The sequence below is a fragment of the Streptomyces sp. ITFR-6 genome, from assembly GCF_031844725.1.
Taxonomy (GTDB): Bacteria; Actinomycetota; Actinomycetes; order Streptomycetales; family Streptomycetaceae; genus Streptomyces.
In genome coordinates, this window is record NZ_CP134612.1 from 4,565,694 (window position 1) to 4,592,144 (window position 26,451).

The 26,451-nt window shown below is 70.0% G+C and carries 23 protein-coding genes; 14 read left to right on the forward strand and 9 right to left on the reverse strand.

The window, feature by feature from the left end:
* Positions 1–100 precede the first annotated feature (100 nt).
* The 3 genes from RLT59_RS20700 (at position 101) to RLT59_RS20710 (ending at position 3,285) form a co-directional block, all read left to right on the forward strand.
* Positions 101–1,063, forward strand: coding sequence for an NUDIX hydrolase (locus RLT59_RS20700; protein WP_311304763.1), 963 nt, complete (start codon positions 101–103; stop codon positions 1,061–1,063).
* Entirely contained in the window at positions 1,060–1,890 is an 831-nt protein-coding gene (locus RLT59_RS20705) for an MBL fold metallo-hydrolase (RefSeq protein ID WP_311304764.1), read from the forward strand. The genes RLT59_RS20700 and RLT59_RS20705 overlap by 4 nt, the downstream gene beginning before the upstream one ends.
* A gap of 258 nt (positions 1,891–2,148) precedes the next feature.
* Entirely contained in the window at positions 2,149–3,285 is a 1,137-nt protein-coding gene (locus RLT59_RS20710) for an IS30 family transposase (RefSeq protein ID WP_399126794.1), read from the forward strand.
* Between the two features lie 80 nt (positions 3,286–3,365).
* On the opposite strand, the gene RLT59_RS20715 is transcribed toward RLT59_RS20710, so the two are convergent.
* Positions 3,366–4,040 (reverse strand): Crp/Fnr family transcriptional regulator, encoded by a 675-nt coding sequence (locus RLT59_RS20715; RefSeq protein ID WP_024490688.1) that lies wholly within the window; start codon positions 4,038–4,040, stop codon positions 3,366–3,368.
* 383 nt (positions 4,041–4,423) lie between these two features.
* On the opposite strand from RLT59_RS20715, the gene nth reads away from it, so the two are divergent.
* The 3 genes from nth (at position 4,424) to RLT59_RS20730 (ending at position 7,442) form a co-directional block, all read left to right on the forward strand.
* Entirely contained in the window at positions 4,424–5,323 is a 900-nt protein-coding gene (gene nth / locus RLT59_RS20720; protein ID WP_311307802.1) for an endonuclease III, read from the forward strand.
* A gap of 61 nt (positions 5,324–5,384) precedes the next feature.
* Positions 5,385–6,143 carry an NUDIX hydrolase gene (locus tag RLT59_RS20725; protein ID WP_311304766.1) on the forward strand — a complete coding sequence of 253 codons (759 nt, stop codon included), beginning with the start codon at positions 5,385–5,387 and terminating at the stop codon, positions 6,141–6,143.
* A gap of 93 nt (positions 6,144–6,236) precedes the next feature.
* On the forward strand, positions 6,237–7,442 hold the full coding sequence (locus RLT59_RS20730) for a MarP family serine protease (RefSeq protein WP_311304767.1): 1,206 nt from the start codon (positions 6,237–6,239) through the stop codon (positions 7,440–7,442).
* 185 nt (positions 7,443–7,627) lie between these two features.
* Here the strand turns inward: RLT59_RS20730 and RLT59_RS20735 are convergent, their stop codons facing one another.
* The 6 genes from RLT59_RS20735 to RLT59_RS20760 form a co-directional block, all read right to left on the reverse strand.
* On the reverse strand, positions 7,628–7,831 hold the full coding sequence (locus RLT59_RS20735; RefSeq protein ID WP_073733596.1) for a hypothetical protein: 204 nt from the start codon (positions 7,829–7,831) through the stop codon (positions 7,628–7,630).
* A gap of 105 nt (positions 7,832–7,936) precedes the next feature.
* Complete coding sequence (locus tag RLT59_RS20740; RefSeq protein ID WP_311304768.1) at positions 7,937–9,007, reverse strand: alpha/beta fold hydrolase; 1,071 nt, start codon at positions 9,005–9,007, stop codon at positions 7,937–7,939.
* Positions 9,004–9,534: a phage holin family protein gene (locus RLT59_RS20745; RefSeq protein WP_311304769.1), complete on the reverse strand. Its 531-nt coding sequence runs from the start codon at positions 9,532–9,534 to the stop codon at positions 9,004–9,006. The genes RLT59_RS20740 and RLT59_RS20745 overlap by 4 nt, the downstream gene beginning before the upstream one ends.
* A 39-nt stretch (positions 9,535–9,573) precedes the next feature.
* Positions 9,574–10,968 carry a Na+/H+ antiporter NhaA gene (nhaA, locus tag RLT59_RS20750; RefSeq protein WP_311304770.1) on the reverse strand — a complete coding sequence of 465 codons (1,395 nt, stop codon included), beginning with the start codon at positions 10,966–10,968 and terminating at the stop codon, positions 9,574–9,576.
* A gap of 243 nt (positions 10,969–11,211) precedes the next feature.
* Positions 11,212–13,209, reverse strand: coding sequence for an acetate--CoA ligase (acs, locus tag RLT59_RS20755; protein ID WP_311304771.1), 1,998 nt, complete (start codon positions 13,207–13,209; stop codon positions 11,212–11,214).
* Between the two features lie 194 nt (positions 13,210–13,403).
* Positions 13,404–16,229, reverse strand: a complete 2,826-nt coding sequence (locus tag RLT59_RS20760) for a SulP family inorganic anion transporter (protein ID WP_311304772.1) — start codon at positions 16,227–16,229, stop codon at positions 13,404–13,406.
* Between the two features lie 294 nt (positions 16,230–16,523).
* Between RLT59_RS20760 and RLT59_RS20765 the strand changes: the two genes are divergently transcribed.
* Entirely contained in the window at positions 16,524–17,864 is a 1,341-nt protein-coding gene (locus RLT59_RS20765; protein WP_311304773.1) for a polysaccharide deacetylase family protein, read from the forward strand.
* A gap of 109 nt (positions 17,865–17,973) precedes the next feature.
* On the opposite strand, the gene RLT59_RS20770 is transcribed toward RLT59_RS20765, so the two are convergent.
* Positions 17,974–18,969 (reverse strand): ATP-binding protein, encoded by a 996-nt coding sequence (locus RLT59_RS20770; RefSeq protein WP_311304774.1) that lies wholly within the window; start codon positions 18,967–18,969, stop codon positions 17,974–17,976.
* A 102-nt stretch (positions 18,970–19,071) separates the two neighbouring features.
* Here RLT59_RS20770 and RLT59_RS20775 point away from each other — a divergent pair, with 102 nt between their 5' ends.
* On the forward strand, positions 19,072–19,896 hold the full coding sequence (locus RLT59_RS20775) for a Fic family protein (RefSeq protein WP_311304775.1): 825 nt from the start codon (positions 19,072–19,074) through the stop codon (positions 19,894–19,896).
* A gap of 456 nt (positions 19,897–20,352) precedes the next feature.
* On the opposite strand, the gene RLT59_RS20780 is transcribed toward RLT59_RS20775, so the two are convergent.
* The gene (locus tag RLT59_RS20780; RefSeq protein WP_311304776.1) at positions 20,353–21,192 is read right to left on the reverse strand and encodes an HAD family hydrolase; all 840 of its coding nucleotides are present in this window, start codon (positions 21,190–21,192) and stop codon (positions 20,353–20,355) included.
* Between the two features lie 566 nt (positions 21,193–21,758).
* Here RLT59_RS20780 and ssd point away from each other — a divergent pair.
* The 6 genes from ssd (at position 21,759) to RLT59_RS20810 (ending at position 26,377) form a co-directional block, all read left to right on the forward strand.
* Positions 21,759–22,820, forward strand: coding sequence for a septum site-determining protein Ssd (gene ssd / locus RLT59_RS20785; RefSeq protein WP_311304777.1), 1,062 nt, complete (start codon positions 21,759–21,761; stop codon positions 22,818–22,820).
* Positions 22,817–23,965 carry a TadA family conjugal transfer-associated ATPase gene (locus RLT59_RS20790; RefSeq protein WP_311304778.1) on the forward strand — a complete coding sequence of 383 codons (1,149 nt, stop codon included), beginning with the start codon at positions 22,817–22,819 and terminating at the stop codon, positions 23,963–23,965. The genes ssd and RLT59_RS20790 overlap by 4 nt, the downstream gene beginning before the upstream one ends.
* Before the next feature lie 35 nt (positions 23,966–24,000).
* Positions 24,001–24,858 (forward strand): type II secretion system F family protein, encoded by an 858-nt coding sequence (locus tag RLT59_RS20795; RefSeq protein WP_311304779.1) that lies wholly within the window; start codon positions 24,001–24,003, stop codon positions 24,856–24,858.
* Positions 24,855–25,694, forward strand: a complete 840-nt coding sequence (locus RLT59_RS20800; protein WP_311304780.1) for a type II secretion system F family protein — start codon at positions 24,855–24,857, stop codon at positions 25,692–25,694. The genes RLT59_RS20795 and RLT59_RS20800 overlap by 4 nt, the downstream gene beginning before the upstream one ends.
* A 67-nt stretch (positions 25,695–25,761) precedes the next feature.
* Entirely contained in the window at positions 25,762–25,962 is a 201-nt protein-coding gene (locus RLT59_RS20805; RefSeq protein WP_311304781.1) for a DUF4244 domain-containing protein, read from the forward strand.
* On the forward strand, positions 25,949–26,377 hold the full coding sequence (locus RLT59_RS20810; RefSeq protein ID WP_311304782.1) for a TadE family type IV pilus minor pilin: 429 nt from the start codon (positions 25,949–25,951) through the stop codon (positions 26,375–26,377). The genes RLT59_RS20805 and RLT59_RS20810 overlap by 14 nt, the downstream gene beginning before the upstream one ends.
* Positions 26,378–26,451: the final 74 nt, after the last annotated feature.

The following is a 26,451-nucleotide window of genomic DNA, read 5'->3' on the forward strand; positions in this document are numbered from 1 at the left end:
GGGCCGGTTGTCGTTGTGCCGGTGGCGATCATCTGTGTACGGGACATGTACGGATCTCGGCCCCCTCGAACATCCTCGCGGTTCCGGATAGCCTCCGGCCATGTCCAATGGTCAGTGGTACCCACCGGAATGGCCCGACCGGATCCGGGCCCTCGCCACCGGCGAACTGACGGCCGCCACGCCCCGGCGGGCCGCCACCGTGATGCTGCTCCGGGACGCCGTCGCCGGTACCGGGGGCGGGCCCACTGTCCACATGTTGCGCCGGCGCACGTCGATGGCCTTTGCCGGAGGGGCGTACGCCTATCCGGGTGGCGGGGTCGACCCGCGCGACGACGACCGGCTCGTCGGCTGGGCCGGGCCCGCGCCGGAGAGCTGGGCGCGGCGGCTCGGGGTCGGCACCCCCGCCGAGGCGCAGGCGATCCTCTGCGCGGCGGTCCGGGAGACGTACGAGGAGGCGGGCGTCCTGCTCGCGGGCCCGACCCCGGACACCGTCGTCTCGGACACCACCGGCGCGGACTGGGAGGCCGATCGCGAGGCGCTGGTCGCACGGGAGCTGTCGTTCGCGGAGTTCCTGGAGCGCCGCGGACTGGTCCTGCGCTCGGATCTGCTCGGCGCGTGGGCGCGCTGGATCACTCCGGAGTTCGAACCGCGCCGCTACGACACCTGGTTCTTCGTGGCCGCGCTCCCGGCGGGCCAGCGCACCCGTAACGCCTCCACGGAGGCCGACCGGACGGTGTGGATCGGTCCGGGGGAGGCGGCCGGCGGCTACGACCGCGGCGAACTGCTGATGATGCCGCCGACGGTCTCGACGCTGCGCGGGCTCAGGGTCCACGCCACCGCCGCTGAGGCGCTGGAGGCGTCATCGGCCCAGGACCTCACTCCCGTACTCGCACAGGCGCGTCTGGAGGGCGACGAGCTGGTACTGAGCTGGCCGGGGCACGCGGAGTTCACCAAACACATCCCGGCGGGCGGCGGGGGCAGCACGGGCGAGACCGGCGGAAGCGGCAACGACAGCGCGGGCGAGACCGGCGGAACGAGCGTCACGGGCGGTGGGGCGGCATGAGCGACGCGGCAGCGCTGCCCGGACAGCCGCGCGGCGGAGTGCTCTCCGGCCCCGCCACCACCCGTGCGGTCAACGTCCTCGCGCCCAACGCGTCTCCGATGACGCTGGACGGCACCAACACCTGGATCGTCGCCGAGCCCGACTCCGACCTCGCGGTGGTCATCGATCCGGGCCCGCTGGACGATGTCCACCTGCGGGCCGTCATCGACACCGCCGAGCGCGCGGGCCGCCGGATCGGGCTCACGCTCCTCACCCACGGCCACCCCGACCACGCGGAGGGCGCGGCGCGGTTCGCGGAGCTGACCCGTACGAAGGTGCGCGCGCTCGATCCCGGGCTGCGGCTGGGGGACGAGGGCCTGGGCACGGGTGACGTGATCACGACCGGCGGGCTGGAGATGTACGTGGTGCCGACCCCGGGCCACACCGCCGACTCGCTCTCGTTCCATCTGCCCGCCGACCGCGCGGTGCTGACGGGGGACACGATCCTCGGCCGCGGGACGACGCTGGTGGCGCACCCCGACGGGCGTCTCGGGGACTACCTCGACTCGCTGCGGCGGCTGCGTTCGCTGACGGTCGACGATGGGGTGCACACGGTGCTCCCGGGGCACGGGCCGGTGCTGGAGGACGCTCAGGGCGCCGTCGAGTTCTACCTGGCGCACCGCGCGAACCGGCTGGCTCAGGTGGAGACGGCGGTGGAGGCCGGGTACCGGACATCGTCGGAGGTGGTGGCGCACGTGTACGCGGAGGTGGACCCGTCGCTGTGGCCTGCGGCGGAGCTCTCGGTGCGGGCGCAGCTGGAGTACCTGCGGGAGCACGGGCTGATCTGACGGGCCCTGCGCTGTGAGGAACTGAGGGGGTCCCGCCGGTTCTGACGGGCCCCTGCACTGTGACGTACGGAGGGGCTCCGCCGGTTCTTACGGGCCCTGCGCTGTGACGTACGCGAGGGGCCCTGCCGGTATCTTGAGTTCTAGTGGTCGTTGCAACACCCCAGCTCAGGGGATGCGATGGACTTCGAGATACGCAAGGACCGGGGGCCGCAGGGGCCACGGAAGCTGACCCGTGAGCGGGCGGCATACTTCCAGCTCATGCAGCAGGGCTGCAGCAGCAGGGAAGCCTGCCGGATCGTCGGTATCAACCTGCGGACCGGCAGGAAGTGGCGCGACGGGTCACACGCGCACATCGGCAAGAAGAAGGCGGCGCCTCCGGTCCACCAGGATGCGCCGTCTTCTGGCCCGTCCCGCTACCTGCGTGAGGCCGACCGTATCCACATAGCCGACCGGCTGCGGGAGAAGGCCACGGTCCGCGCGATCGCCGCCGAGCTGGGCCGCAGCCCGTGGACAGTCTGCCGTGAGATACGCCGCAACCGGCACCCCGGCAACGGTCAGTACCGGCCGCACGCCGCCCAGGCCCGCGCCGATACCCGCCGGCCCCGCCCCAAGGCGGGGAAGATCGGCCAGAACCCCGAACTGCGGGACTTCATCCAGGACCACCTGACCCTGCGCTGGAGCCCCGAGCAGATCTGCCACGCTCTCCACAGACGGTTCCCCGACCGGCCGGAGACGCACGTGACCCACGAGACGGTCTACCAAGCCCTCTACGTCCAAGGACGCGGCGAACTACGGCGCGAACTCACCCGGGCCCTGCGGACCGGCCGCGCCCGCCGCCGCCCCCACCGCCAGGCAGCCAAACGCCAGCCCCGCTTCACGACCCCGATGGTCATGATCAGCGACCGCCCGGCAGAGGCCGAAGACCGGGCCGTCCCAGGCCACCGGGAAGGGGACCTCATCATCGGCAAGAACAGCGGATCGGCGATCGGCACCCTCGTCGAACGCAGCACCCGCTACCTGATGCCGGTCCACCTGCCCGGCGACCACAGCGCCGAAAGTATGCGCGACGCCCTGACCGACACCGTGAAAACACCGCCGCCCCACCTGCTGCGGTCCCTCACCTGGGACCAGGGCTCCGAGATGGCCGCCCACCACGCCTTCAGCATCGCCACCAACATCCCGGTCTACTTCTGCAACCCCGCCAGCCCCTGGCAACGCGGCTCGAACGAGAACACCAACGGCCTGCTCCGCCAGTACTTCCCCAAAGGCACCAACCTCGCCACCCACAGCCGCGACCACCTCGACGCCGCCGCCGCCGAACTCAACAGCCGCCCACGCAAAACGCTCGGCTGGGAAACCCCAGCCGAGCACCTGCATAAACTACCCGCGGCCTGAACAACCGACCACGTGTTGCAACGACCCCTCGAATTCGCCATGTTCTGCGGGGCCCCTCGGGCGTTGCGTACGACGACGGGTCAGCGGGAACGCTTGGCCAGCCGCTCCACGTCGAGCAGGATCACGGCGCGGGCCTCCAGCCGCAGCCAGCCGCGGCCGGCGAAGTCGGCCAGGGCCTTGTTGACCGTCTCGCGGGAGGCACCGACCAGCTGGGCCAGCTCCTCCTGCGTCAGGTCGTGCACGACGTGGATGCCTTCCTCGGACTGGACGCCGAAGCGGCGCGACAGGTCGAGGAGCGCACGGGCGACACGGCCCGGCACGTCGGAGAAGACCAGGTCGGACATCTGGTCGTTGGTCTTGCGCAGGCGCCGTGCGACGGCGCGCAGCAGGGCCGTGGCCACCTCGGGGCGCACGTTCAGCCAGGGCTGGAGGTCGCCATGGCCGAGGCCGAGGAGCTTCACCTCGGTCAGCGCGGTGGCGGTGGCGGTGCGCGGGCCCGGGTCGAAGAGCGACAGCTCACCGATCAGCTCGCCGGGGCCGAGGACAGCCAGCATGTTCTCGCGGCCGTCGGGCGAGGTGCGGTGGAGCTTCACCTTGCCGTCGGTGACCACATAGAGGCGGTCACCCGGGTCACCCTCGTGGAACAGCGCGTCGCCGCGCGCGAGGGTCACCTCACTCATCGAGGCGCGGAGCTCCGCGGCCTGCTCGTCATCGAGCGCCGCGAAAAGCGGGGCGCGCCGCAGAACGTCGTCCACGAGTTCTCTCCTTGTCGGCCTGTTCAGGGAACCGTGGTCCCCATCATGCCGGACGGTAAAACAGTGCGATCAATCACAAACCAGTTTGACGCACGCGCGTGCCGAGACGTACGGCAGGGGGGCCGATTGGGGGTGGATCATCGGTGACCGGGGCGGATGTCAGTGCCTGGCTCTAGGCTGGCCGGGTGTCCGGAACGCCGGTGAGAGCGCAGGCCAAGGGGGCTGATGGGGTGTCGGAGGGCCACGATTCCGCTGTGGGCGAACAGGCCGCGAGTGGAGCGAAAAATGCGACAAAAAGCCCGGCTGGACGGATGAAACGGGTGGGAACGGCGGAACCGGTGAGGACGGCGAAACGGGTGGGATCAAAGAGTGGCACGGGCTCGATGACGGGGCGGGAGCTGGAGTCGGAGTCGGGGCTGGAGTCGGAGTTGGATTCGAAGGCCACCCCGAAGCCGAAGTCGACCCCCAAGCCCAAGCCCAAGGCGGACGCCAAGCCCAAGCCCAAGGCGGACACCAAGCCGGAATCGCATCTGGCCATGGTGCGCAGGGCCCGCCGGATCAACCGTGAGCTGGCCGAGCTCTACCCCTACGCCCACCCGGAGCTGGACTTCCGGGACGCCTTCGAGCTCCTCGTCGCCACGGTCCTCTCCGCTCAGACGACCGATCTGAGGGTCAACCAGACCACTCCCGCGCTCTTCGCCGCCTACCCCACCCCCGAGGACATGGCCGCCGCGGTCCCGGAGGAAATGGAAAAGATCATTCGGCCGACCGGCTTCTTCCGCGCCAAGACCAAGTCGCTGATGGGCCTGTCCACCGCCCTCCGGGACAACTTCGACGGGGAGGTGCCCGGCCGTCTGGAGGACCTCGTGACGTTGCCGGGCGTCGGCCGCAAGACCGCCAACGTCGTACTGGGGAACGCCTTCAAAGTGCCCGGGATCACCGTCGACACCCACTTCGGACGACTGGTGCGCCGCTGGAAGTGGACCGACCAGGAGGATCCGGTGAAGGTCGAGGCCGATGTGGCGGCGATCTTCCCCAAGAGCGAGTGGACGATGCTCTCGCACCGCGTCGTCTTCCACGGGCGCCGCATCTGCCACGCCCGCAAGCCCGCCTGCGGTGCCTGCCCGATCGCCCCGCTCTGTCCTTCGTACGGAGAGGGCGAGACGGATCCCGAGAAGGCCCGGAAGCTTCTGAAGTACGAGATGGGGGGCCGCCCCGGGCAGCGGCTGAGCCCGCCGCCGGACTACCCGGGCGCACCCGCCCCCGCCCTGGGTGCCGAATGATCCGAGGCGCCGCTGCGGAACGAAATGCGTGACGACAGGCGTTGTGAGACGAGGGGTGCCCATGAGGACGCATGAACACAGCACGGACGCGTCGGCCGACGCGGTGGCAGCCGCCGCGTCGCCCGCGCCCGCGCCGGGGTCCGGTGGAGAGGCCTCGATCACTGTCACCACCGAGGGCCTGCCCCGCTGGCTGGACCCCGTCGCCCGCGCCGCGCGCACCGTCGAACCGAGGCAGCTCAGCCGATTCCTGCCGCCCGAGAGCGGAGCGGGACGCCAGTCGGCCGTCCTCGTCCTGTTCGGCGAGGGTGCGCGGGGGCCCGAACTGCTCCTGATGGAGCGCGCGGGAAGCCTGCGCTCGCACCCCGGGCAGCCCTCCTTCCCCGGCGGCTCCCTGGACCCGGAGGACGGCGACCAGACGACGACGGGGCCGCTCAGGGCCGCGCTGCGGGAGGCCCAGGAGGAGACGGGCCTCGATCCGCACGGTGTGCAGCTGTTCGGCGTGCTGCCCCGGCTCTACATTCCGGTGAGCGGCTTCGTCGTGACGCCGGTCCTCGGCTGGTGGCGTGCGCCCAGCCCGGTGGGGGTGGTCGACCCGGGGGAGACCGCGCGGGTCTTCACCGTCCCCGTGGCAGATCTCACGGACCCGGCCAACCGGGCCACGACCGTCCACCCGAGCGGGCACCAAGGCCCGGCGTTTCTGGTCGAATCGGCACTCGTATGGGGGTTCACGGCCGGTGTGATCGACCGGATTCTGCACTTCGCGGGCTGGGAGCGCCCCTGGGACAGAGCCAAGCAGGTGCCGCTCGACTGGCGCGCATGACAGGCTGACTCCCCGTGCTCCACTGCTCCGGGCCGCCCGCCCGGACCTGGAGAGACGTACGCGCCCGGTGACGAATCTGTGAGGCTATAGACGGTGAACGTGCTGGACATCCTGCTGCTGGCCGGCGCCGTGTGGTTCGCGGTCATCGGATACCGCCAGGGGTTCGTCGTCGGCATCCTGTCGGTGATCGGGTTCCTGGGCGGCGGTCTCGTCGCCGTCTATCTGCTGCCGGTCCTGTGGGACCAGCTGACGGACGGCTCCGAGGTCTCGTCGACGGCGGCCGTGGTCGCGGTCGTCATCGTGATCGTGTGCGCCTCGGTGGGGCAGGCCTTCACCACCCACCTGGGGAACAAGCTCCGCCGGTACATCACGTGGTCGCCCGCGCGCGCCGTCGACGCGACGGGCGGCGCACTGGTCAACGTCGTGGCGATGCTCCTGGTGTCGTGGCTGATCGGCTCCGCGCTGGCCGGCACCTCGCTGCCGACCCTGGGCAAGGAGGTGCGCAGTTCCTCCGTGCTGCTCGGCATCTCCCGGGTGATGCCGCCCCAGGCCTCCACCTGGTTCACGGACTTCTCCTCGGTCCTCGCGCAGAACGGCTTCCCGCAGGTCTTCAGCCCGTTCGCCAATGAGCCGATCACCGAGGTCAGGGCCCCCGACCCGGCGCTCGCGGGCAGCCCGGTCGCCGCCCGTGCCAAGAAGTCCATCGTCAAGGTCGTCGGCACCGCCCCGAGCTGCGGCAAGGTCCTCGAAGGGACCGGCTTCGTCTTCTCCGACCGCCGGGTGATGACCAACGCCCATGTCGTCGGCGGCGTCGACGAGCCGACCGTCCAGATCGGCGGCCAGGGACGGCTGTACGACGCGAAGGTCGTCCTGTACGACTGGCGGCGCGACATCGCCGTACTCGACGTCCCGGACCTGGACGCGAAGCCGCTCGGCTTCACCGACACCGACCACGACGCCTCGACCGGCAACAGCGCGATCGTCGCGGGCTTCCCGGAGAACGGCGCGTACGACGTACGTTCCGCGCGCGTCCGCGCCCGCATCGACGCCAACGGCCCGGACATCTACCACCGGGGCACCGTCCGCCGTGACGTGTACTCGCTCTTCACGACGGTCCGCCAGGGGAACTCCGGCGGACCGCTGCTCACCCCGGAAGGCAAGGTGTACGGAGTCGTCTTCGCCAAGTCGCTCGACGACCCGAACACCGGTTACGCGCTGACGGCCGATGAGATCCGCGACGACATCGAGCAGGGGCGAACCGCCAACCAGCAGGTCGACAGTCAGGCGTGCGCGCTCTAGACCCTGTCGTCGACAGTCCGGCGTGCGCGCTCCAGACCCTGTCCGGGAGGGAACGGCTCCCGGGAGCCGGGTACGGGAAGCCCCGACAGGCCCCGCCGCCGGGCGGTGCGCTCAGAGCCTGCCGGTGGGGGACCGGCAGGTCGTCCGCGGCGGCCGCGCGGCCGTCCGGGGAGGCGGGGAGGTCATCATCCGCGCGGGTGGCGCAGCCGCGCCGAGACCCAGCGGGCCCGGCGGCGGAGGATGCGCGGAATGCCGAGACGGGGATCATGCAGAACATGCATAGCGTGCACCCGGCCCTGGCGGCCGCCCCCCTCATGAGTGCCCGGACCCGCCGTGGCGGTCGAGCGACGATTGCGTGCTGCGTCACTGAAGTCGTGCGTCCAGCCCATACCCGGACGTCTGCCCGTGGCTCATGGTCGGTAACCGCCTATCCGTCAGCCAATTGGCGTATGCGTCAGGCAAGTGGCTGTTCGTCGGACGGGTGTGCCCGTGGGCTAGCGGTCGGGCTCTGAATCCTTGAGCCAGCTGATGAGTTCGGCCGAGAATCCATCCGGATCCTCCTCGTGGGGAAAGTGCCCCAGACCGTCGAAAAGTCGCCAACGGTACGGTGCCTCGACGTACTCGCCGGACCCCGCAGAACTCCGGGTGCGTACCGCCGGATCGAGTGAACCGTGCAGGTGCAACGTGGGTACCCGCACCGGCCGTTTCATGCGCCGGTTGAACTGAATGCCGTCGGGGCGGGCCAGCGAGCGCACCATCCAGCGGTACGGCTCGACCGAGCAGTGCGCCGTCGACGGGATGGACATCGCGCGCCGGTACACGTCCACCGTCGCGTCGTCCGGGAACTCCGCGGTCCGCGGCCCCGCCCAGTCGTTGATCAGCCGCCCCACCAACGCGGCGTCGTCCGCCACGAGCTGACGCTCAGGCACCCACGGCCGCTGGAAGCCCCAGATGTACGAGCCCGCGCGGGACTGCGCGAAGTCGGAGAGCATCGAGGAGCGCCACCGCCTCGGATGCGGCATCGAGGAGACCACCAGCCGGCGCACCAGCTTCGGCCGCATCACCGCCGCCGTCCAGGCCAGGTAGCCGCCCATGTCGTGGCCGACCAGCGCCGCATCGGGCTCGCCCAGCGAGCGGATCACGCCGGTGATGTCCAGCGCCAGGTTGGCCGGGTCGTAACCCCGCGGCGTACGGTCGCTGCCGCCCACGCCGCGCAGGTCCATCGCCACTGCCCGGAACCCCGCCTCCGCGAGTGCGGGCAGCTGGTGGCGCCAGGTCCACCAGAACTGCGGGAAGCCGTGCAGGAGCAGGACCAGCGGCCCTTCACCCATTTCAGCGATGTGGAAGCGGGCGCCGTTCGCCGCGACATCCCGGTGCGTCCAGGGGCCGTCCAGGCGGACAGGCCCGCCGGACCCGGCCGCAGGGCCCAGCGGGCCGGTGAACGGCACCGAGGCCCGGGGGGGCGGTGTGGCGGAAGGGATTGCCAGGGGGCCGTCCGGCCCTGCGTGGCCCGCCCGGTCGTCCGGGCCTACTGGGCCGAATGCGCTGGAATCGGGGACCGTCATGTAGATGAGCGTGCCACAACCGGCGCCTTGTCCTGGACAGGACTGTTCTCGATGGCCTTGTCCGCAAGTGTGCTGCCGCCCGCCGGAAGGATCGCGTCCGCTGCGATGCCCGGACGGGGGTGCGGCTTGACGCCCTGGAGGACGGTGGCGGTCCGCTTCGCCGACGCGATGGACTTCTCCGGCGGCTTGACCTTCTTGAACTTGGCGTAGCCGAAGAGCGCGAGCAGGATCCCGAGCAGGATGAACGCGCCACCCACGATCAGGAACGACCAGGCGAGCCCCAGCCCCAGGTTGTGGATCCCGTACGCGGCCGCGAAGCTCAGCACCGGGATCGCGAAGAGGATCAGCACACCCGTGACGATGAACGCCACGCTGCCGATGACTCCACGCTTGACGTCCTGTCGCACCTCGGCCTTGGCCAGGGCAATCTCGTCGTGTACCAGCGCCGACAGTTCAGCCGTCGCCGAGGCGACCAGCTGGCCGAGACTGCGGTCGGCGCTGCCCGCGTAATTGCCGGGGTCGCTCATGCCTGACTCCCTCTCCTGTTCAACACGTCCGATGTCAGATCATGCCGGACTGTCCGGCTTGTTGCTCGCTGCCCCCGCCAGTTGGGCAAGGCGGCGGTGTTCCGCCGCCTTCTTCTCGTACATCGCCGCCATCCGCAGGTGGTACGCCGGATCATCCTGTTCATAGACGTCCGGTACCCCGGATTCGTCCTCATCGTGCTCCTCCGCGTCGGTGAGCGCCCGGTATCTGCGTACCCGGAGTTTGAGCAGTACACCGGAGAGTACGGCGGCGATCAGGGAGCCGAGCAGAACCGACGCCTTGATCTCGTTGATCATGTCGGCGTCGGTGAAGGCCAGCTCGCCGATCAGCAGCGAGACGGTGAAGCCGATTCCGGCGAGTGAGGCGACCGCGAAGACATCGGCCCAGGCCAGCTCCTTGTTCAGCTCCGCCCTGGTGAACCGGGTGGCCAGCCACGTACCGCCGAAGATCCCGACCGTCTTGCCGACCACGAGCCCCAGCACGACACCCAGCGTCTCGGGGTGGGTGAACACGCCGGCCACCGCGCCGCCCGAGAGAGAGACCCCGGCCGAGAAGAGCGCGAACAGCGGTACGGCGAAACCCGCCGACAGCGGGCGGATCAGATGCTCGATGCGTTCACCGGGGGGGCGCTCCTCGCCGTCGCGCCTGGTGCAGCGCAGCATCAGGCCCATCGCGACCCCGGCGATGGTGGCGTGGATCCCGCTGTTGTACATCAGCCCCCAGATGACCAGGGCGAGCGGTACGTAGACGTACCAGCCGCGGACGTTCAGCCGCAGCAGCAGGTAGAAGACGGCCAGACCGGCGAAGGCACCGACGAGCGCGGCGAAGTTGATGTTCTCGGTGAAGAACACCGCGATGATCAGGATCGCGAACAGGTCGTCGACGACGGCGAGCGTCAGCAGGAACGCACGGAGCGCGGACGGCAGCGAGGTGCCGATGACCGCGAGGACGGCGAGCGCGAAGGCGATGTCGGTGGCTGTGGGGACGGCCCAGCCGCTGGTGGAACCGGAGCCGAGCACCGTCACCAGTGTGTAGACCACCGCGGGCACGGCCATGCCGCAGAGCGCGGCGACGACCGGGAGGGCGGCGGCCTTCGGGTCGCGCAGTTCACCCGCGACGAGTTCGCGCTTGAGTTCGACCCCCGCGACGAAGAAGAAGATCGCGAGCAGTCCGTCGGCCGCCCAGTGCGCCACGGACAGATGCAGACCGAGCGCGGCGGGCCCGAAGTGGAAGTGGCTGACGGTCGTATAGCTCGATCCGAGGGTGTTCGCCCAGATCAGCGCGGCCACCGCGGCGACCAGCAGGATGACTCCGCCGACGGTCTCGGTACGCAGCGCGTCGGTGAGGTAGTTCCGCTCCGGGAGCGACTGGCGTCCCAGGAAGGTGCGGCGGGGGGCGGGGGTGGGCGCGGCCACGAGAGAGGACCTCCGGGTCGGTACGGCAGCGACGGCATGGCTGATGCACTTGCCGACCAGACTTCCCGGCACACCCTTTGGAGATTGTTCCTGTCATTTTGTTTGACCAGCTGCCACTGTACCCGGGGCGTACGGGGCTGTAAGCGGTGATCTTCACCCTAAATGCCCGAAGGGCATCCGGCGCGCTGCCGGATGCCCTTCGGTGAGCTCAGCTCAGCTCATCTCGACCTCTTGGAGGAGATCTCAGTCCTCGGAGGAGGACGAGGGGAGCTGGGTCTGGATGAGGTCCATGACCGAGGAGTCGGTCAGGGTGGTGACGTCTCCGAGCTCCCTGTTCTCCGCGACGTCGCGGAGCAGGCGGCGCATGATCTTGCCGGAGCGGGTCTTCGGCAGCTCTGCGACCGGCAGGACCCGCTTGGGCTTGGCGATCGGGCCGAGCGCGGTGCCGACGTGGTTACGCAGCTCCGCCACCAGTTCTTCGGAGGCGGTTGCGGTGCCGCGCAGGATCACGAACGCGACGATGGACTGGCCGGTCGTCTCGTCGGCGGCACCGACCACGGCAGCCTCGGCGACAGCCGGGTGCGACACGAGGGCGGATTCGACCTCGGTGGTGGAGATGTTGTGCCCGGACACCAGCATGACGTCGTCGACGCGGCCGAGGAGCCAGATGTCGCCGTCCTCGTCCTTCTTGGCACCGTCGCCCGCGAAGTACCTGCCCTCGAAGCGCGACCAGTAGGTGTCGAGGAACCGCTGGTCGTCGCCCCAGATGGTGCGGAGCATCGACGGCCACGGCTCGGTCAGGACGAGGTAGCCGCCCCCGCCGTCCGGCACCTCACGGGCCTCGTCGTCAACGACGGTCGCGGAGATGCCCGGCAGCGCGCGCTGGGCGCTGCCCGGCTTGGTCGCGGTGACCCCGGGAAGCGGCGAGATCATCATCGCGCCGGTCTCGGTCTGCCACCAGGTGTCCACGATCGGGCAGGTGTCGGCACCGATGTGCTTGCGGTACCACATCCACGCCTCGGGGTTGATCGGCTCACCGACCGAGCCCAGGACCCTCAGGCTGCTCAGGTCGAACTTGGCGGGGATGTCGTCACCCCACTTCATGAACGTCCGGATCGCGGTCGGCGCCGTGTAGAGGATGCTCACGCCGTACTTCTGGACGATCTCCCAGAAGCGCCCCTGGTGCGGGGTGTCGGGCGTGCCCTCGTACATGACCTGCGTCGCACCGTTGGCCAGCGGGCCGTAGACGATGTAGGAGTGTCCGGTCACCCAGCCGATGTCGGCGGTGCACCAGTAGACATCCGTCTCCGGCTTGAGGTCGAAGACCGCGTGGTGCGTGTACGCCGCCTGCGTGAGGTACCCGCCGGAGGTGTGCAGGATGCCCTTCGGCTTCCCCGTCGTGCCCGAGGTGTAGAGGATGAACAGCGGCTGCTCCGCCTCGAACGCCTCGGGGGTGTGCTCGGCGGACTGCCGCGCGGTGATCTCGTGCCACCAGACGTCGCGGCCCTCGTGCCAGGCGGTGTCCTGCCCCGTGCGCCGGACGACCAGGACGTGCTCGACGCTGTCGATACGGGAGACGGCGTCGTCGACCGCGGGCTTGAGCGCGGAGGGCTTGCCACGCCGGTAGCCGCCGTCGGAGGTGATGACGACCTTCGCGTCCGCGTCCTGGATACGGGTCGCGATCGCGTCGGCGGAGAAGCCGCCGAAGACCACCGAGTGCGCTGCGCCGATGCGGGCGCAGGCCAGCATCGCGACGGCGGCCTCGGGGATCATCGGCAGGTAGACGGCGACCCGGTCGCCCTTGCCGACACCGAGCTCGGTCAGCGCGTTGGCGGCGCGGGAGACCTCGTCCTTCAGCTCCGCGTAGGTGATGGCGCGGCTGTCGCCGGGCTCGCCCTCGAAGTGGATGGCGACGCGGTCGCCGTTGCCCGCCTCGACGTGACGGTCCACGCAGTTGTACGCGACGTTGAGCTTGCCGTCCGCGAACCACTTCGCGAAGGGCGGGTTGCTCCAGTCGAGCGTCTCGGTCGGCTCCGTGGCCCAGGTCAGGCGGCGGGCCTGCTCGGCCCAGAAGCCCAGCCGGTCCGCATCGGCCTGCTCGTACGCCTCGGCTGTGACGTTGGCGTTCGCGGCCAGATCGGCAGGCGGTGCGAACCGCCGCTCCTCTTTGAGCAGGTTGGCCAGGCTTTCGTTGCTCACGACATCTCCCATTCCCAGGGTGTCCGTTGTGTCCCGGGGCATAGCTCATCAGGCCAAAGGCCGGGTGACAAGTGTCTGCCAGGAATTGGTTTAGACCTGTGTTTCGTGTATGGAGGCACGGTCCCGCCCCCGCGGCGGGGTGGAGCAGAATGCCGTGGTGCCGTGCGGTGGTGCAGGGTGCACGGCGCTGCGGAGGCGGGACCCACACGGTCTCACGGACCCGAGGTGTACCCGGTTCAGGCCCCGGTACGTGCCAACTCGGCCGGTTCATACGGATCGTACGGGGCAGAGGGCCCGACCCGGTCGAATACCTCGTCGAGGCCATGGCCCGCGCCGATTCCCTCGGTCAGCAGATACGACTGGGCCTCAGCCACGTGGAAGTACATGCCGTGCAGCTGCAGTGTGCCTTCCGCGAGGCGTCGGGCCACCGATACATGGGCCCGCAGATGGTCCAGTTGCTGGACGACATTGGTGAGGCAGAGCTGTTCCACCTCATCGGCGGGCAGCCGGCCGGAGATCCGGGCCCAGGCATGCCGTTTGGAGGCCATCCGCTTCAGGCTGGGCACGCCGTGCCGCAGCCAGCGCCACAGAGGGGTGTTCGGGGTGTCGGGCCCCGCACCGAGCAGCGCGTTCATCGCGCCGCAGCCGGAGTGCCCGCAGATGGTGATGGAATCCACGCCCAGCACATCCACCGCGTACTCGATCGCCGCGCCCACCGAGTCGTCACCTCTCTCGGAGTGCGGCGGCGGCACCAGGTTTCCGATGTTCCGCACGGTGAACAGGTCACCCGGACCACTTGCTGTGATCATGCTCGTCACCAGGCGGGAGTCCGCGCAGGTGATGAACAGCTGCGAGGGGCGCTGGCCCTCTCTGGCCAGCCTTGCCAGCTCCTCACGAACCAGGGGTGCGGTATTGCGCTGGAACGAGCTGAGGCCGCTGACCAGCCGCTGCCCGCCGGTCCGGCGTGCTGGGGCAGCGTCGTGATCGGGTGTGTAGTCGGTCGGAAGAGCGGGCGGCGGCCTGGTGTCTGCGTGCTGGGTGCCTGCGTGCTGGGTGCCTGCGGGGGGCAGCCCGCCGGGGGCGGCGCCGGTGGTGTCCGTGCCGCCGGTGTCGCCCCCGGTGCCGCTGGCGTCGCCTGTGCTGGCTGTGCTGGCTGTGCTGGCTGTGCTGGCTGTGCTGGCTGTGCTGGCTGTGCTGGCTGTGCCGTCCGACGGGGGCGGGGTGGGAATGGGGCCTGGGTGGAGCGGTGCCGGGTGGAACGGTGCCGGGTTGTCCGTCGTGCCTGGGGCGGAGGCGGAGGCGGAGGCGGAGGCGGACGCGGGGGCGGTTCCGGTCCGTTCGGTTGGTCCGGCGGGCGAGGTGGGCCCGGCGAGATCGTGCCGGTCGTGGCAGTGGTGGTTGCGCCACGGTGTCCAGGGGCGGCAGCAGGAGTGCGCCGCGGAGGGGGGCTCGGCGATCCGGCCGCCGGACCTGCCGGAGAAGACGACCCGGCCGCCGTGGGCGGCGTGGGCATTGCTCCAGTCCTGGATCATCTCGTACGCCGCGTGATCGATGAAGAAGCCGTCCAGCTCGACGAGCACATCCGCGTTCTGGGGCAGCTGGCCCAGGGTCCGGTTGAGTCGCGGCACCGCGAGGAACGTCAACTGGCCTCGTACGACGACCAGATGCCGGCCGTCCTGCTCGGTCACCGTGATCCTGGTCCGCGCCAGTCGGTGCAGGGCGACCGCCACCGCCACCGCGATCCCGATGGCCACGCCCTTGAGGACGCCGAAGAGCAGTACCCCGCTGATCGTCGCCCCGTACACCAGGAATTCGCGGTGTTTGCGGACGTTACGGATGTGTGCGCGGTTCACCATCTGGATGCCGACGACCATCACGAGCGCGCCGAGGGCGGCCAGCGGGATCCACTCCAGTGCGGTGACCAGCAGGCCGGTGGCGAGCAGCACCCAGACACCGTGCAGCACGGTGGAGGCGCGACTGGTCGCACCGGCCCGTACGTTCGCCGAACTGCGCACCGCGCCGCCGGAGACCGCCAGGCCGCCCAGTAGCCCCGACACCGCGTTGGCGATGCCCTGCGCGCGTAGTTCCCGGTCGAGGTCGGAGCGCTTCAAAGGGGGCGTGGCCGTCGGGCCCGAGCCGGGCTCGGGGAGATCGGCCGACCGCTCGCTGTTCCGGTCCGCGGCCAGTTTGTCCACGGCCACAGCGGCGAGCATGGATTCCAGGCTCGCCACCAGCATCATGGTGAACACGGCGGTGGCCAGGCCGAGTACAGGCCCCTGTGGCATTTCGGGCAGGACGTGCGAACGCCAGGAAGGCAGATCGACCCGCGCGATGGACGGTGCCGCGATGGCCGCCACAGCGGTGGCGACGGCCACGGACACCAGGGCTGCCGGAACCCGTCGCAGGATGCGGCCGGGCCGCCCCGGCATCCGGGGCCACAGCACCAGAATCACCACGGTCAGACCGCCGATCAGCGGTGCTGCCGGGACCACCTGTTCCAATCGGGCCGGCAGCGTGAGCGCGTTGGAGACGGCCGAGCTCTCCGGCGAACCGCCCAGCACGATGTGCAGCTGGGCGAGCGCGATGGCCACGCCGATGCCGGCGAGCGTGCCGTGCACGATGGCTGGGCTGACGGCGAGCGCACTGCGGGCGGCGCGCAGCGAACCGAGCAGGATCTGCAGCAGGCCCGCGCCGATGGTGATCGCGCAGGTGGTGCGCCAGCCGTAGATCTGGATCAACTCGGCGGTCACCACGGTCAGTCCGGCGGACGGTCCGGAGACCTGGAGCGGGGTGCCCCCGAGCAGACCGGCGACGATTCCGCCGACTGCGGCGGAGATGAGGCCGGCTTCCAGCGGGGCATCCATGGCGACGGCCAAGCCGAGCGACATGGGGACGGCGAGAAGGAAGACAGTGATCGATGCGGACACGTCGGCGCCCGCGATGCGGAATCGTCCGCCGCGATGCGGCGGTGGCGGGCTGTGAGGTCGCTTGATCCCCGATGACCGGGGAGGTCGCGAGCTGCGGGATGAGTGGTCATGACGAGTGGGGACGCAGGCAGACATGTTTCCCGTCTCCTCCGGGGCAGCGCGGTCGCGGAAATGTGGGACGCGGCCGTGGGTCACGGCGTGCAGCGGCGGGATATCTCAACTCTCGGTAAACAGATCGTAATGGAGAGTAAAGATCTGTGTCCATGATTGAGGGCAAATGGGCCATCTAACCACCCATTCCAGTGAATAGGCAGCTTTTCATTCGGCCTGTCGCACGGATTTGTGTGCGACGCGTGCGAGTTTGACCGCGCCATGTCGGCACTTCAGCGCAATCAAACCTGCACGGAAGAGAAGGAAGAGGGTGGGCGGATGATGGCCGCCGCGAAGAGGATCGCTCTGGGCGTCATGGCCGTCGCGCTGGTCGCGGGCGTGGCCGGCTGCTCCGGGGCGACCCACGGTTCGGGCGCGTCCGGGCCCGGCACGGCGAACGGGGCGGCAGGCGGTGCCGCTGCCGCCGGTTCCGCGAACGGTGCGGCCGGGACGGAGAAGAAGCCTGAGGCTCCCAAGAGTGTGTTCCGGCTCATCGGAGACGGTTCCACGTCTTTCACCGGCGCGCAGCCGAAGCAGCCCGCCGCGCAGCGGCTGGCCCCCGGTCAAAAGCCGCCGCAGTTCGTGGTGTTCTCGTGGGACGGAGCGGGGGAGGACAGCCAGCAGCTCTTCTCGCACTTCCGGGATGTGGGCAAGAAGTACGACGCGACCATGTCGTACTTCCTCAGCGGCGTCTACCTGCTGCCGGAGGCGAAGCGGAAGCTCTACGACCCGCCCAAGCACAACGCCGGCAGCTCCGACATCGGCTTCAACGACACCAAGGGAATCCGGGACACCCTCACTCAGGTCCGCGGCGCCTGGCTGGACGGCAACGAGATCGGCACTCACTTCAACGGCCACTTCTGCGGCGAGGACGGCGGCGTCGGCACCTGGTCCGTTGCCGAGTGGAAGAGCGAGATCAACCAGGCGAAGTCCTTCGTGAAGGGCTGGAAGTCGAATGATCCCGAGCTCAAGGGCATGAAGCCGCTGCCCTTCGACTACGACAAGGAGCTCATCGGCGGTCGCACTCCCTGCCTGGAGGGGCAGAAGAACATGGTGGCGGCCGCCCGCTCGATGGGCTTCCGCTACGACTCCAGCGGTGTCAACGACCAGGTCTGGCCGAAGAAGAAGAGTGGCATCTGGGATCTCTCGATGCAGCTCGTCCCGGTGCCGGGGCGCGAGTTCGAGACCCTGTCGATGGACTACAACTTCATGTTCAACCAGTCCGGTACGACGCAGGGTGACCCGGACCAGCACGAGTACTGGGGCAACCAGATGCGCGACGGTCTGCTCCAGGCCTTCGACCGCTCGTACGACGGAAACCGTGCCCCGCTGATCATCGGCAACCACTTCGAATCCTGGAACGGTGGCACGTACATGCGCGCCATCGAGGAGACGATCAAGACCGTCTGCCCCAAGGAAGGCGTCCGCTGCGTCTCCTTGAAGCAGCTGGCGGACTGGCTGGACGCGCAGGATCCGGCGACGCTCGCGAAGCTCGGAACGCTGAAGGTCGGTGAGGCGCCGACGAAGAGCTGGACGTCCTTCCTTGGCGGGGCCGCGAGCCCGGCCAAGGACAGGCAGGCCAAGGAAAAGTTCGCCGCGAAGGCGTCCGCCGGGCACTGACGAACGAGGCCTGCTGGTGCCGGACGGACCGGAATCTGTCCGTCCGGCACTGGCAGGCCATTTCTGGGGTGCCGGTTCCGGTGTCGGTATCGGTCAGGGCACCGTCTGATCAGGCGGGCTGGGCCGCCCCGGCCCGGACGTGGTGCTCGGTGAGCACGAACGCGGGGTCCACCTGGGCGGCCAGGTCGGCTCCCGTCTTCTCGTTGCCCCAGCTCTCCGCGTTCTTCAGATGGAAGTGCACCATCTGTCGCGTGTAGCGCTCCCAGTCGCGTTGCCCGTACGAGTCCTCCGCGGCGTTCTGCAGGGCCTGCAGGGCCATCCGGTTGTCCGCCTCCAGCAGCTCGAAACGGGCGGGGCGGCCCTTCTCCATGGACCGCACCCAGTCGGAATGGCCGACAGTGACCAGCAGATCGTCGCCGACCTCGGCTCGCAGGAACTCCAGGTCGTCCTCGCCCTGCACCTTGTTGCCGACGACCTTCAGCGCGACCCCGAAATTACGCGCGTACTCCTTGTACTGCCGGTAGACCGAGACTCCCTTACGCGTCGGCTCCGCGACCAGGAACGTCATGTCGAACCGGGTGAACATCCCCGAGGCGAAGGAGTCCGATCCGGCGGTCATGTCGACGACGACGAACTCCTCGGGGCCGTCGACGAGATGGTTGAGGCAGAGCTCGACCGCGCCGACCTTGGAGTGGTAACAAGCCACGCCCAGATCCGATTCGGTGAACGGCCCGGTGGCCATCAGCCGGATGTCCCCGTCGTCGAGCCCGACCGTGCGGGCGCACGCGTCGTAGATCGGGTTGTCCTCGTTCACGCGCAGCAGTCGTGAGCCCTCGCCGGGCGGCGTGGTCTTGATCATCGTCTTGACGGAAGCGATGCGGGGATTGCTGCCGCGCAGATACTCCTTGATCAGAGGCAGCTGCGCTCCCATGGCGGGCAGTGCCGCGGCCTCCTCCTCGTCGAGGCCGAGCGCGGCCCCGAGGTGCTGGTTGATGTCGGCGTCCACCGCGACGACGTGGGCCTCATTGGCGGCAAGGTGGCGGATGAAGAGCGAGGACAGCGTGGTCTTGCCGCTGCCGCCCTTCCCTACGAAAGCGATCTTCATGTTCACCTAGGGTAGTGGCTCGATTGCTATCTGTTTTCACGCTTCGTGAAGAAGGCCACTCCGGGGCAGCGGGTGCGCAGGGGGCGCGTAGCCTCGCTACTTATGAGTACGACTTCCTCGGACCCGCTCGCCACCTTGGCCACGCTCCCGGGCGTGACGGATGCGGTGGACTCCGTACGCAAGGCCGTCGACCGCGTTTACGGCCACCGCGTCATGCGGCGCCGCAGCAACGAGGTCACCTCGGAGGCGGCCCTGCGGGGCGCCCGCGGGTCGGCTGCGCTCTCCGGCGCCGACTGGAACCTGGAAGAGGTGCGCCGGCGTACCGACTTCACCGGGGACAGTGAAGCGCGTGTGGTCGGAGCGGCTCTGCGGCTGACCGCCGAGGCGGGGCAGCTGCTCTCCATCTGGCGGCAGTCGCCGTTGCGTGTACTGGCGAGGCTGCATCTGGTGGCGGCCGGCGGCGCGGCACCCGAGGATGCCGTCGGGCGGCCCCGGCTGGCGGGCGAGCCGGTCGACGAGCCGCTGATCGAAGCGCCGCTGCCCGATGCCGATGAGGTGGCGGGCCGGCTGGAAGGGCTCAGCGGGCTCATTCTTTCGGGGAGTGAAGCGCCTGCGCTGGTGACGGCCGCGGTCGTGCACGGTGAGCTGCTGGCGCTGCGCCCCTTCGGCTCGTACAACGGTCTGGTCGCGCGGACCGCCGAGCGGATCGTGCTGATCGGGAGCGGGCTCGACCCCAAGTCGATCTGTCCGGCAGAGGTCGGTCACGCCGAGCAGGGGCGGGCGGCCTACGTAGCGGCTTTCGAGGGGTATCTGTCCGGAACGCCGGAAGGTATGGCGTCCTGGATCGCGCACAGCGGGCGCGCGGCGGAACTGGGCGTCAGGGAGTCGACGGCGGTCTGTGAGGCGCTCCAGCGCGGCGCCGCGTAAGGAGCCGTGTGGGCGGCTGCGTGAGCGGTGGGGTGCCTGGAGGCTCCCGTCGGCTCCGCCGTCAGTCGGCGTCCGGCCGAATGGGGATGCCCGGAGGTGCCTGGTGAAATGGGTTGCGGCGGTACCGTCCTAGGTACCGCCGCTGGCATGTCCACCCAGTTACCAAGCGTCCTCGATATATGCCCATCAGGCCGGGTACCTTGCCCGTCCCTGGTGCGGCTGGCCCGTAATCGACGGGTCGACGTCGCGTGGGTGCCCGGTTTTCATGCGCGGTCCGTGGGGCCTTTTCTGCGTTACAGGTCATCCTCACGGATGTCCTTGGTCTCGCGGGCCGTTGAGTCCTTTGTACTCCTGGGGCCGGGTGAGCGGTAGTGGTGGCGGCACTTCTTTACTTTTGGTTTCAATTACGGACGAGTTGGTTCAATTAGGCGTGCCCCTTATTCGGGGCTGGCTGTATCACGCGGACGCCGCAGCGGTGCGCCGGCGGGCGGTGTACCAGACGACTCCGGCGGTGAGGGCGGCCGCGCCCACTGCGGCCGCCGCCAGGAGCGCCGGGCGCGGCGGCAGCGAGAAGGCGGGCAGTCGCTGTTTGAGGCGGACAGGGCGGTCGAAGACGAGAATCGGCCACTCGCGGAGGGTCGCCTCGCGGCGCAGGGCGCGGTCGGGATTCACCGCGTGCGGATGGCCGACCGACTCCAGCATCGGCACATCGGTCGCGGAGTCGCTGTAGGCGTAGCAGCGTGCGAGGTCGTAGCCCTCGGACAGGGCGAGGGCCTTGATGGCCTCCGCCTTCGTCGGCCCGTACGCGTAGTACTCGACCTCGCCCGTGAAGCACCCGTCGTCACCGACGACCATGCGCGTGGCGACAACGCGATCGGCGCCGAGCAGCTCCCCGATCGGTTCGACGACTTCGGCGCCGGAGGTCGAGACGATCACCACGTCGCGTCCTGCGGTGTGGTGTTCCTCGATCAGCGTCGCCGCTTCGTCGTAGATGATCGGGTCGATCAGATCGTGCAGGGTCTCGGCGACAATTTCCTTCACCTGCTGGACGTTCCAGCCTTTGCAGAGGGCTGACAGATACTCGCGCATCCGCTCCATCTGGTCGTGATCTGCGCCCCCGGCAAGGAACACGAACTGTGCGTACGCAGTGCGCAGTACGGCACGGCGGTTGATCAGCCCGCCTTGGTAGAAGGACTTGCTGAAGGTCAGTGTCGAAGACTTCGCAATGACCGTCTTGTCCAGGTCAAAGAAGGCTGCTGTGCGCGGCAAGAAGCAGTTTTCCACAAGGCAGAGCATAGGGGCCCGCCATTCGGCGTAAACTCCGGCGCGTGGGTTTGCCTGAGAAGGTGCTCGGGTACACCATGGTAGTCACGGATCGTTCGCGACCGTGCTAACCCGGTCCGGCTCCTCCCCCCCCGAGTCGGCCGTGGGGACGACCCCCGCTCTCCCCCCCGGCGGGGGTCGTCGCATGTCCGGACGCGTTTCTGCCGCTCGGGATCACGCATTTCTCCTCCTTCTCGGCCGTTGTGGCCGGCCATCGCGTTGAACTCCCATCAGCATGCATCGTCACGGTCCGTGAACGAAGGGCTGCTCTCCGGAAGTCGCCGGTTCGAGCGACGGGGATATTCACAACGGCAGAGTTGTCCACAGTTTTTGAGCAAGATCCACACGATTTCCTGAAGCGCTGCACCGTGATTCCACCCGTGAAGTCCGCGGGTTCCGGAATCACCGTTCTCGGTTCATGCCGAGATCGCCGCGAACCGCGGTGAAGGTGAGTGAAGAAGGGGGTTGGGAGCGTGGCTGAATCCAGCGCACGGGATCGTTTGAAGGCCGTCGGTCCGAGGCGCGGCGGACCGTTGATCGTGACCGAGGATGTGGATCTGCTCGACGATCTGCTGAGGCTGTGTGCGGCCGCCGGCGCGGAGCCCGAGGTCCACCACACGTTGCCGGACCGGCGAGGGGGCTGGGAGCGGGCCCCCATGGTTCTCGTCGGTGACGACGCGGCGCAGCGCTGCCTGGGAGCGGCTCGCAGGCGGGGCGTGATACTGGTCGGCCGTGACCGGGACGCGCCCGATGTCTGGCGCCGAGCCGTGGAGATCGGGGCCGAGTACGTGCTGCGGCTGCCCGATTCGGAGAACTGGCTGGTCGATCAGATCGCCAACGCGACAGAAGGTGTCGGAAGGCCGGCGCTCACCGTCGGAGTGATCGGCGGCCGGGGCGGCGCCGGTGCGTCCACGCTGGCCTGCGCGCTGGCGGTGACCGCGGCGAGGGGCGGGCGGCGGACCATGCTGATCGACGGTGATCCGCTGGGCGGCGGCATCGACGTGCTGCTCGGCGGCGAACGGGCAGAGGGCATGAGGTGGCCTGATTTCGCCCATTCCAAGGGTCGGGTCGGCGGCGGGGCCCTGGAGGAGTCTCTGCCCGCGTTGCACGGGCTGCGGGTGCTCAGCTGGGGCCGCGACGACTGGGTGGTCATTCCGCCGCAGGCGATGCAGGCGGTCCTGGCCGCCGCGCGCAGGCTCGGCGGAGTGGTGGTCGTCGATCTGCCGCGCCGTGTCGACGAGGCGGTGGCCGAGGCTCTTGCGCAACTGGATCTCGGGCTTGTGGTGGTACCGGGGGAGCTGCGGGCGGTCGCGGCGGCGAAACGCGTCGCGTCGATGGCGGGGATGGTGCTCGACGACCTCCGGGTGGTGGCGCGCGGGCCGTACGCCTCCGGCCTCGACGAACAGTGGGTGGCGCACGCCATGAAGTTGCCGCTTGCCGGTGAACTCCCCATAGAGCGAGGGCTGCTGGCGGAACAGGATGCGGGGGAGCCGCCCGGCGGGAACGCCCGCGGACCGCTTGCCAGGTTCTGTTCGGCCTTCTGGGACCGGGCCCTCGCCGGTGAGGGCGTCGTGGGCCCGGCCGCTGGAGGTGCCTCATGACCGAGGCCCTGCTTGATGCAGTCCGGCAGCGGCTGGCGCAGAGCGGAGCGGCGCCGACCCCGGCCGGAGTCGCGGCCGCGCTGCGGGCGCAGGGGCGACTGCTCGGCGACACCGAAGTGCTCTGTGCGGCCGATGAGTTGCGGGGCGAGCTGGTCGGGACCGGAGTCCTGGAGCCCCTCCTCGCGGATCCGGCGGTCTCCGATGTACTGGTGTCCGCGCCCGACCGGGTGTGGGTGGACCGGGGTCGCGGTCTCGAACTGACCGGGGTGACCTTCACCGACGCGGCGGCGGTGCGCAGGCTCGCGCAGCGGCTCGCCGCCGTGGCCGGGAGGCGGCTGGACGATGCCAGGCCCTGGGTGGACGCGCGGCTTCCGGACGGGACCCGGATGCACGCCGTGCTGCCGCCGGTGTCCGTCGGATCGACCTGTCTGTCATTGCGGGTGGTCCGGCCCAAAGCCTTCTCGCTGGGCGAGCTGGTCGCGGCGGGGACGGTTCCGCCGGGCGGCGACCGGGTGTTGCGGGCGCTGGTGGAGGCCCGGGTCTCCTACCTCATCAGCGGGGGAACGGGGGCGGGGAAGACGACGCTCCTCGCGAGCCTGCTGGGTGTGGTGGGTGAGCGGGAGCGGATTGTGCTCGCGGAGGACTCCGCGGAGTTGCGTCCGGACCATCCCCATGTCGTCCGGCTGGAATCGCGTCCTGCGAACCAGGAGGGCGCCGGGCGGGTGACGCTTCGGGACCTGGTGCGGCAGGCCCTGCGCATGCGGCCCGACCGGTTGGTCGTCGGGGAGGTGCGGGGTGCGGAGGTCACGGAGTTGCTGGCTGCGCTGAATACCGGCCATGAGGGCGGCTCAGGGACGCTTCACGCGAACGCTGCCGAGCATGTCCCGGCCCGGCTGGAGGCGTTGGGGACGGCGGCGGGACTGGACCGGACAGCGCTTCACAGCCAGTTGGCGGCGGCGTTGTCCGTGGTGGTTCATCTCGTACGGGACCGGGCCGGGCGGCGCCGGATCGCCGAGATTCAGGTGCTTGAGCGCGATCCGGCGGGGCTGGTGGTGACTGTACCGGCACTGCGGTGGGGCACTGCCGGGTTCGAACAAGAGCGGGGCTGGGAGCGGTTGAGGTCGTTGATCGGGGGTGCTCTGTGACCGGTGGCACGGAGTTGGGGATTCCGGAGGTGGGGATGCCGGCGGCGGTGCACGCGGCGGCGCTGTGCGCGGGAGCGGCGGCCTGGGTGATGGTGGCCGGCCGGGAGCAAGCAAGGAGGAGGACAAGGGCGTTGCTGGCCGTAGGGGCCGGCGACTCGCACCTCTCCGAGCGTTGGGAGAGCGGCCGGAGTCGGCTCCAGGCGTGGCTGGGCGGGCGGCGCGAGTTGCTGTGCCTGCCGGTGGCTCTGGTTCTGGGGATCCTTGGTGAGTCGGTGCTGCCGATGGCCGCCGGGGCGGTCGCGGTGCCGTTGGTGCGGCGATGGCTGCGGGGGAGGGAGTCGCGCAAGGAGCGGGAGCGCCGGGCGGACGGGGTGGTGACGCTGTGCGGTGCGGTGGTGGGTGAGCTGAGGGCAGGCCGTGAACCGGGGCAGGCGCTGCTCGTCGCGGTCCGCGGAACGGGGGTGATGGGCGAGGCCGAGGCGGGGGTGTCGGCCGCGGCGCAGTTCGGGGGTGATGTCCCGGGAGCGCTGGGGCAGGCGGCGGGCGAACCGGGCCTGGACGGGCTCGCCGGAGTGGCCGCGTGCTGGCGGGTGGCGGTGGACGGCGGGGCCGGACTCGCGGCCGGTCTGGACCGGCTGGAGGGCTCGTTGCGGGCCGAGCGGCGCCGCAGGGAGGAGCTGCGGGCGCAACTGGCCGGGGCCTGGTCGACGGTCGTGGTGCTGGCTGTGTTGCCCGTGCTGGGCATGGGGCTCGGAGCCGCGCTCGGCGCGGACCCGTTGAAGGTGCTGCTGCACAGCACGGCCGGGCTGGTGTGCCTGGTGCTGGGCGGTCTGCTGGAAGCGGCCGGTCTGCTCTGGTCCGGCCGGATCGTCCGGGCGGGAGAAGCGCTGTGAGCGCCGGGTTCGGTGGGGTCGTCCATCAGGTGTGGGTCGTCGGGGTGGCGGCCTGGGCGTGTACCCAGTTGGTGCTTGCCCTGACCCGTCGGCGGACCGGGCGGCGGGTGCGGCGCAGGGGGGCGGTGATTCTGGCGGTGGATGAGCGGGGGCCGGTGCGCCCTCGCGTCGGAACCGGTGCTTTCGGCCGGGTGCCGTGGTGGCTCGGGCGGCGGATGGCGGGTCTCCCGGCCGGGCAGTGGGCGGCGCTGCTGGCTGTCGTGCCGGCGGGCTGGGTTCTGGTGGGCGGCCTGTTGGGCTGGGCCGTTGGCCTGGCTGCGGGGTACGGCGCCTGGCAGTGGCAGCGGGCTCGGGCGGGAAAGGCGCCGCGTGCCCAGGAGACGGTGGATGCCGCAGAGGTCGTACGCAGGCTTCCGCTGGCCGCTGACCTGTTGGCGGCCTGCATCTCCGTCGGGGCCGGTCCGCGGGAGGCGGCAGAGGCCGTGGGGGAGTCGCTGGGCGGGCCGGTCGGTGAGCAACTTGCGCGTACGGCGGCGGAAATCCGGCTCGGAGGGGATCCCGCCGTCGCGTGGGGGAGGTTCGGGGAGATACCGGGTGCCGCCGCGCTGGCCCGTTGTCTGGACCGGGCGGCTGATACCGGCGCTCCGGCGGCGGAGCCGGTTTCCAGGCTGGCCGAAGCGATGCGGGCCGAGCGGTCGAGTGCTGCGGTGGCGCGTGCCCAGAGGGCCGGCGTCCTGATCACCGCGCCCGTCGGGCTCTGCTTCCTCCCCGCCTTTCTCATGGTGGGAGTGGCGCCTGTGGTGATCGGTCTGGCGACGGGGCTGCTGAATCACTGAAGCGCCAGAAGAGGCTAATGAGATTAATAGGTCAATTCAGGTAGAAAGCTGTCTCGTGGGGGTTGAAATGAAGCAGAAACTGATGGTTTGGGTGCGGAGTCTGATGCGCGCGACCCGGACTGACAGTGGTATGACGACGTCCGAATACGCGGTGGGGACGATCGCCGCCTGTGCGTTCGCCGCGGTGCTCTACAAGGTGGTCACCAGCGCACCGGTCATGGCGCAGTTGCAGTCACTGCTGAAGGACGCCCTTGATGCGAAGTTCTGAGAGCGGCGCGGCGGTGCCGGCGCGGCTTCGGGAGCGATCCGGGGAGCGATCTGGTCCGGCGGAGCCGTGGAGTGACAGGGGAGCGGTGACAGCGGAGGCCGCCATGGCGATTCCGGTGCTGGCGGTGTTCACCCTTGCCCTGGTGTGGGCCCTGATGGCGGCATCGGCTCAGATCCGGTGCGTGGACGCGGCAAGGGCCGGCGCGCGGGCGGCGGCCCGCTCGGAGCCGGAGGCGAGGGTGCGGGAGGCCGCCCTCTCAGCGGCGCCGGACCGGGCTGGGGTCGAGGTGCGACGGGACGGGGAGCTGTGGCGGGTCAGGGTGACCGCGCCGACCCCGGGCCCCGGGCGGCTGGCCGTCACGCTGGGAGCGGAGGCTGTGGCGTCGGCCGAGGACATGGTGGGGGTGACGCCGTGATCCGGGCGGGGCGGCGGCTGTGGGTGCCGGGCGAGTGGCTGCGACGGCTGTGCGGGCGCTACAGGCGTTGCGGG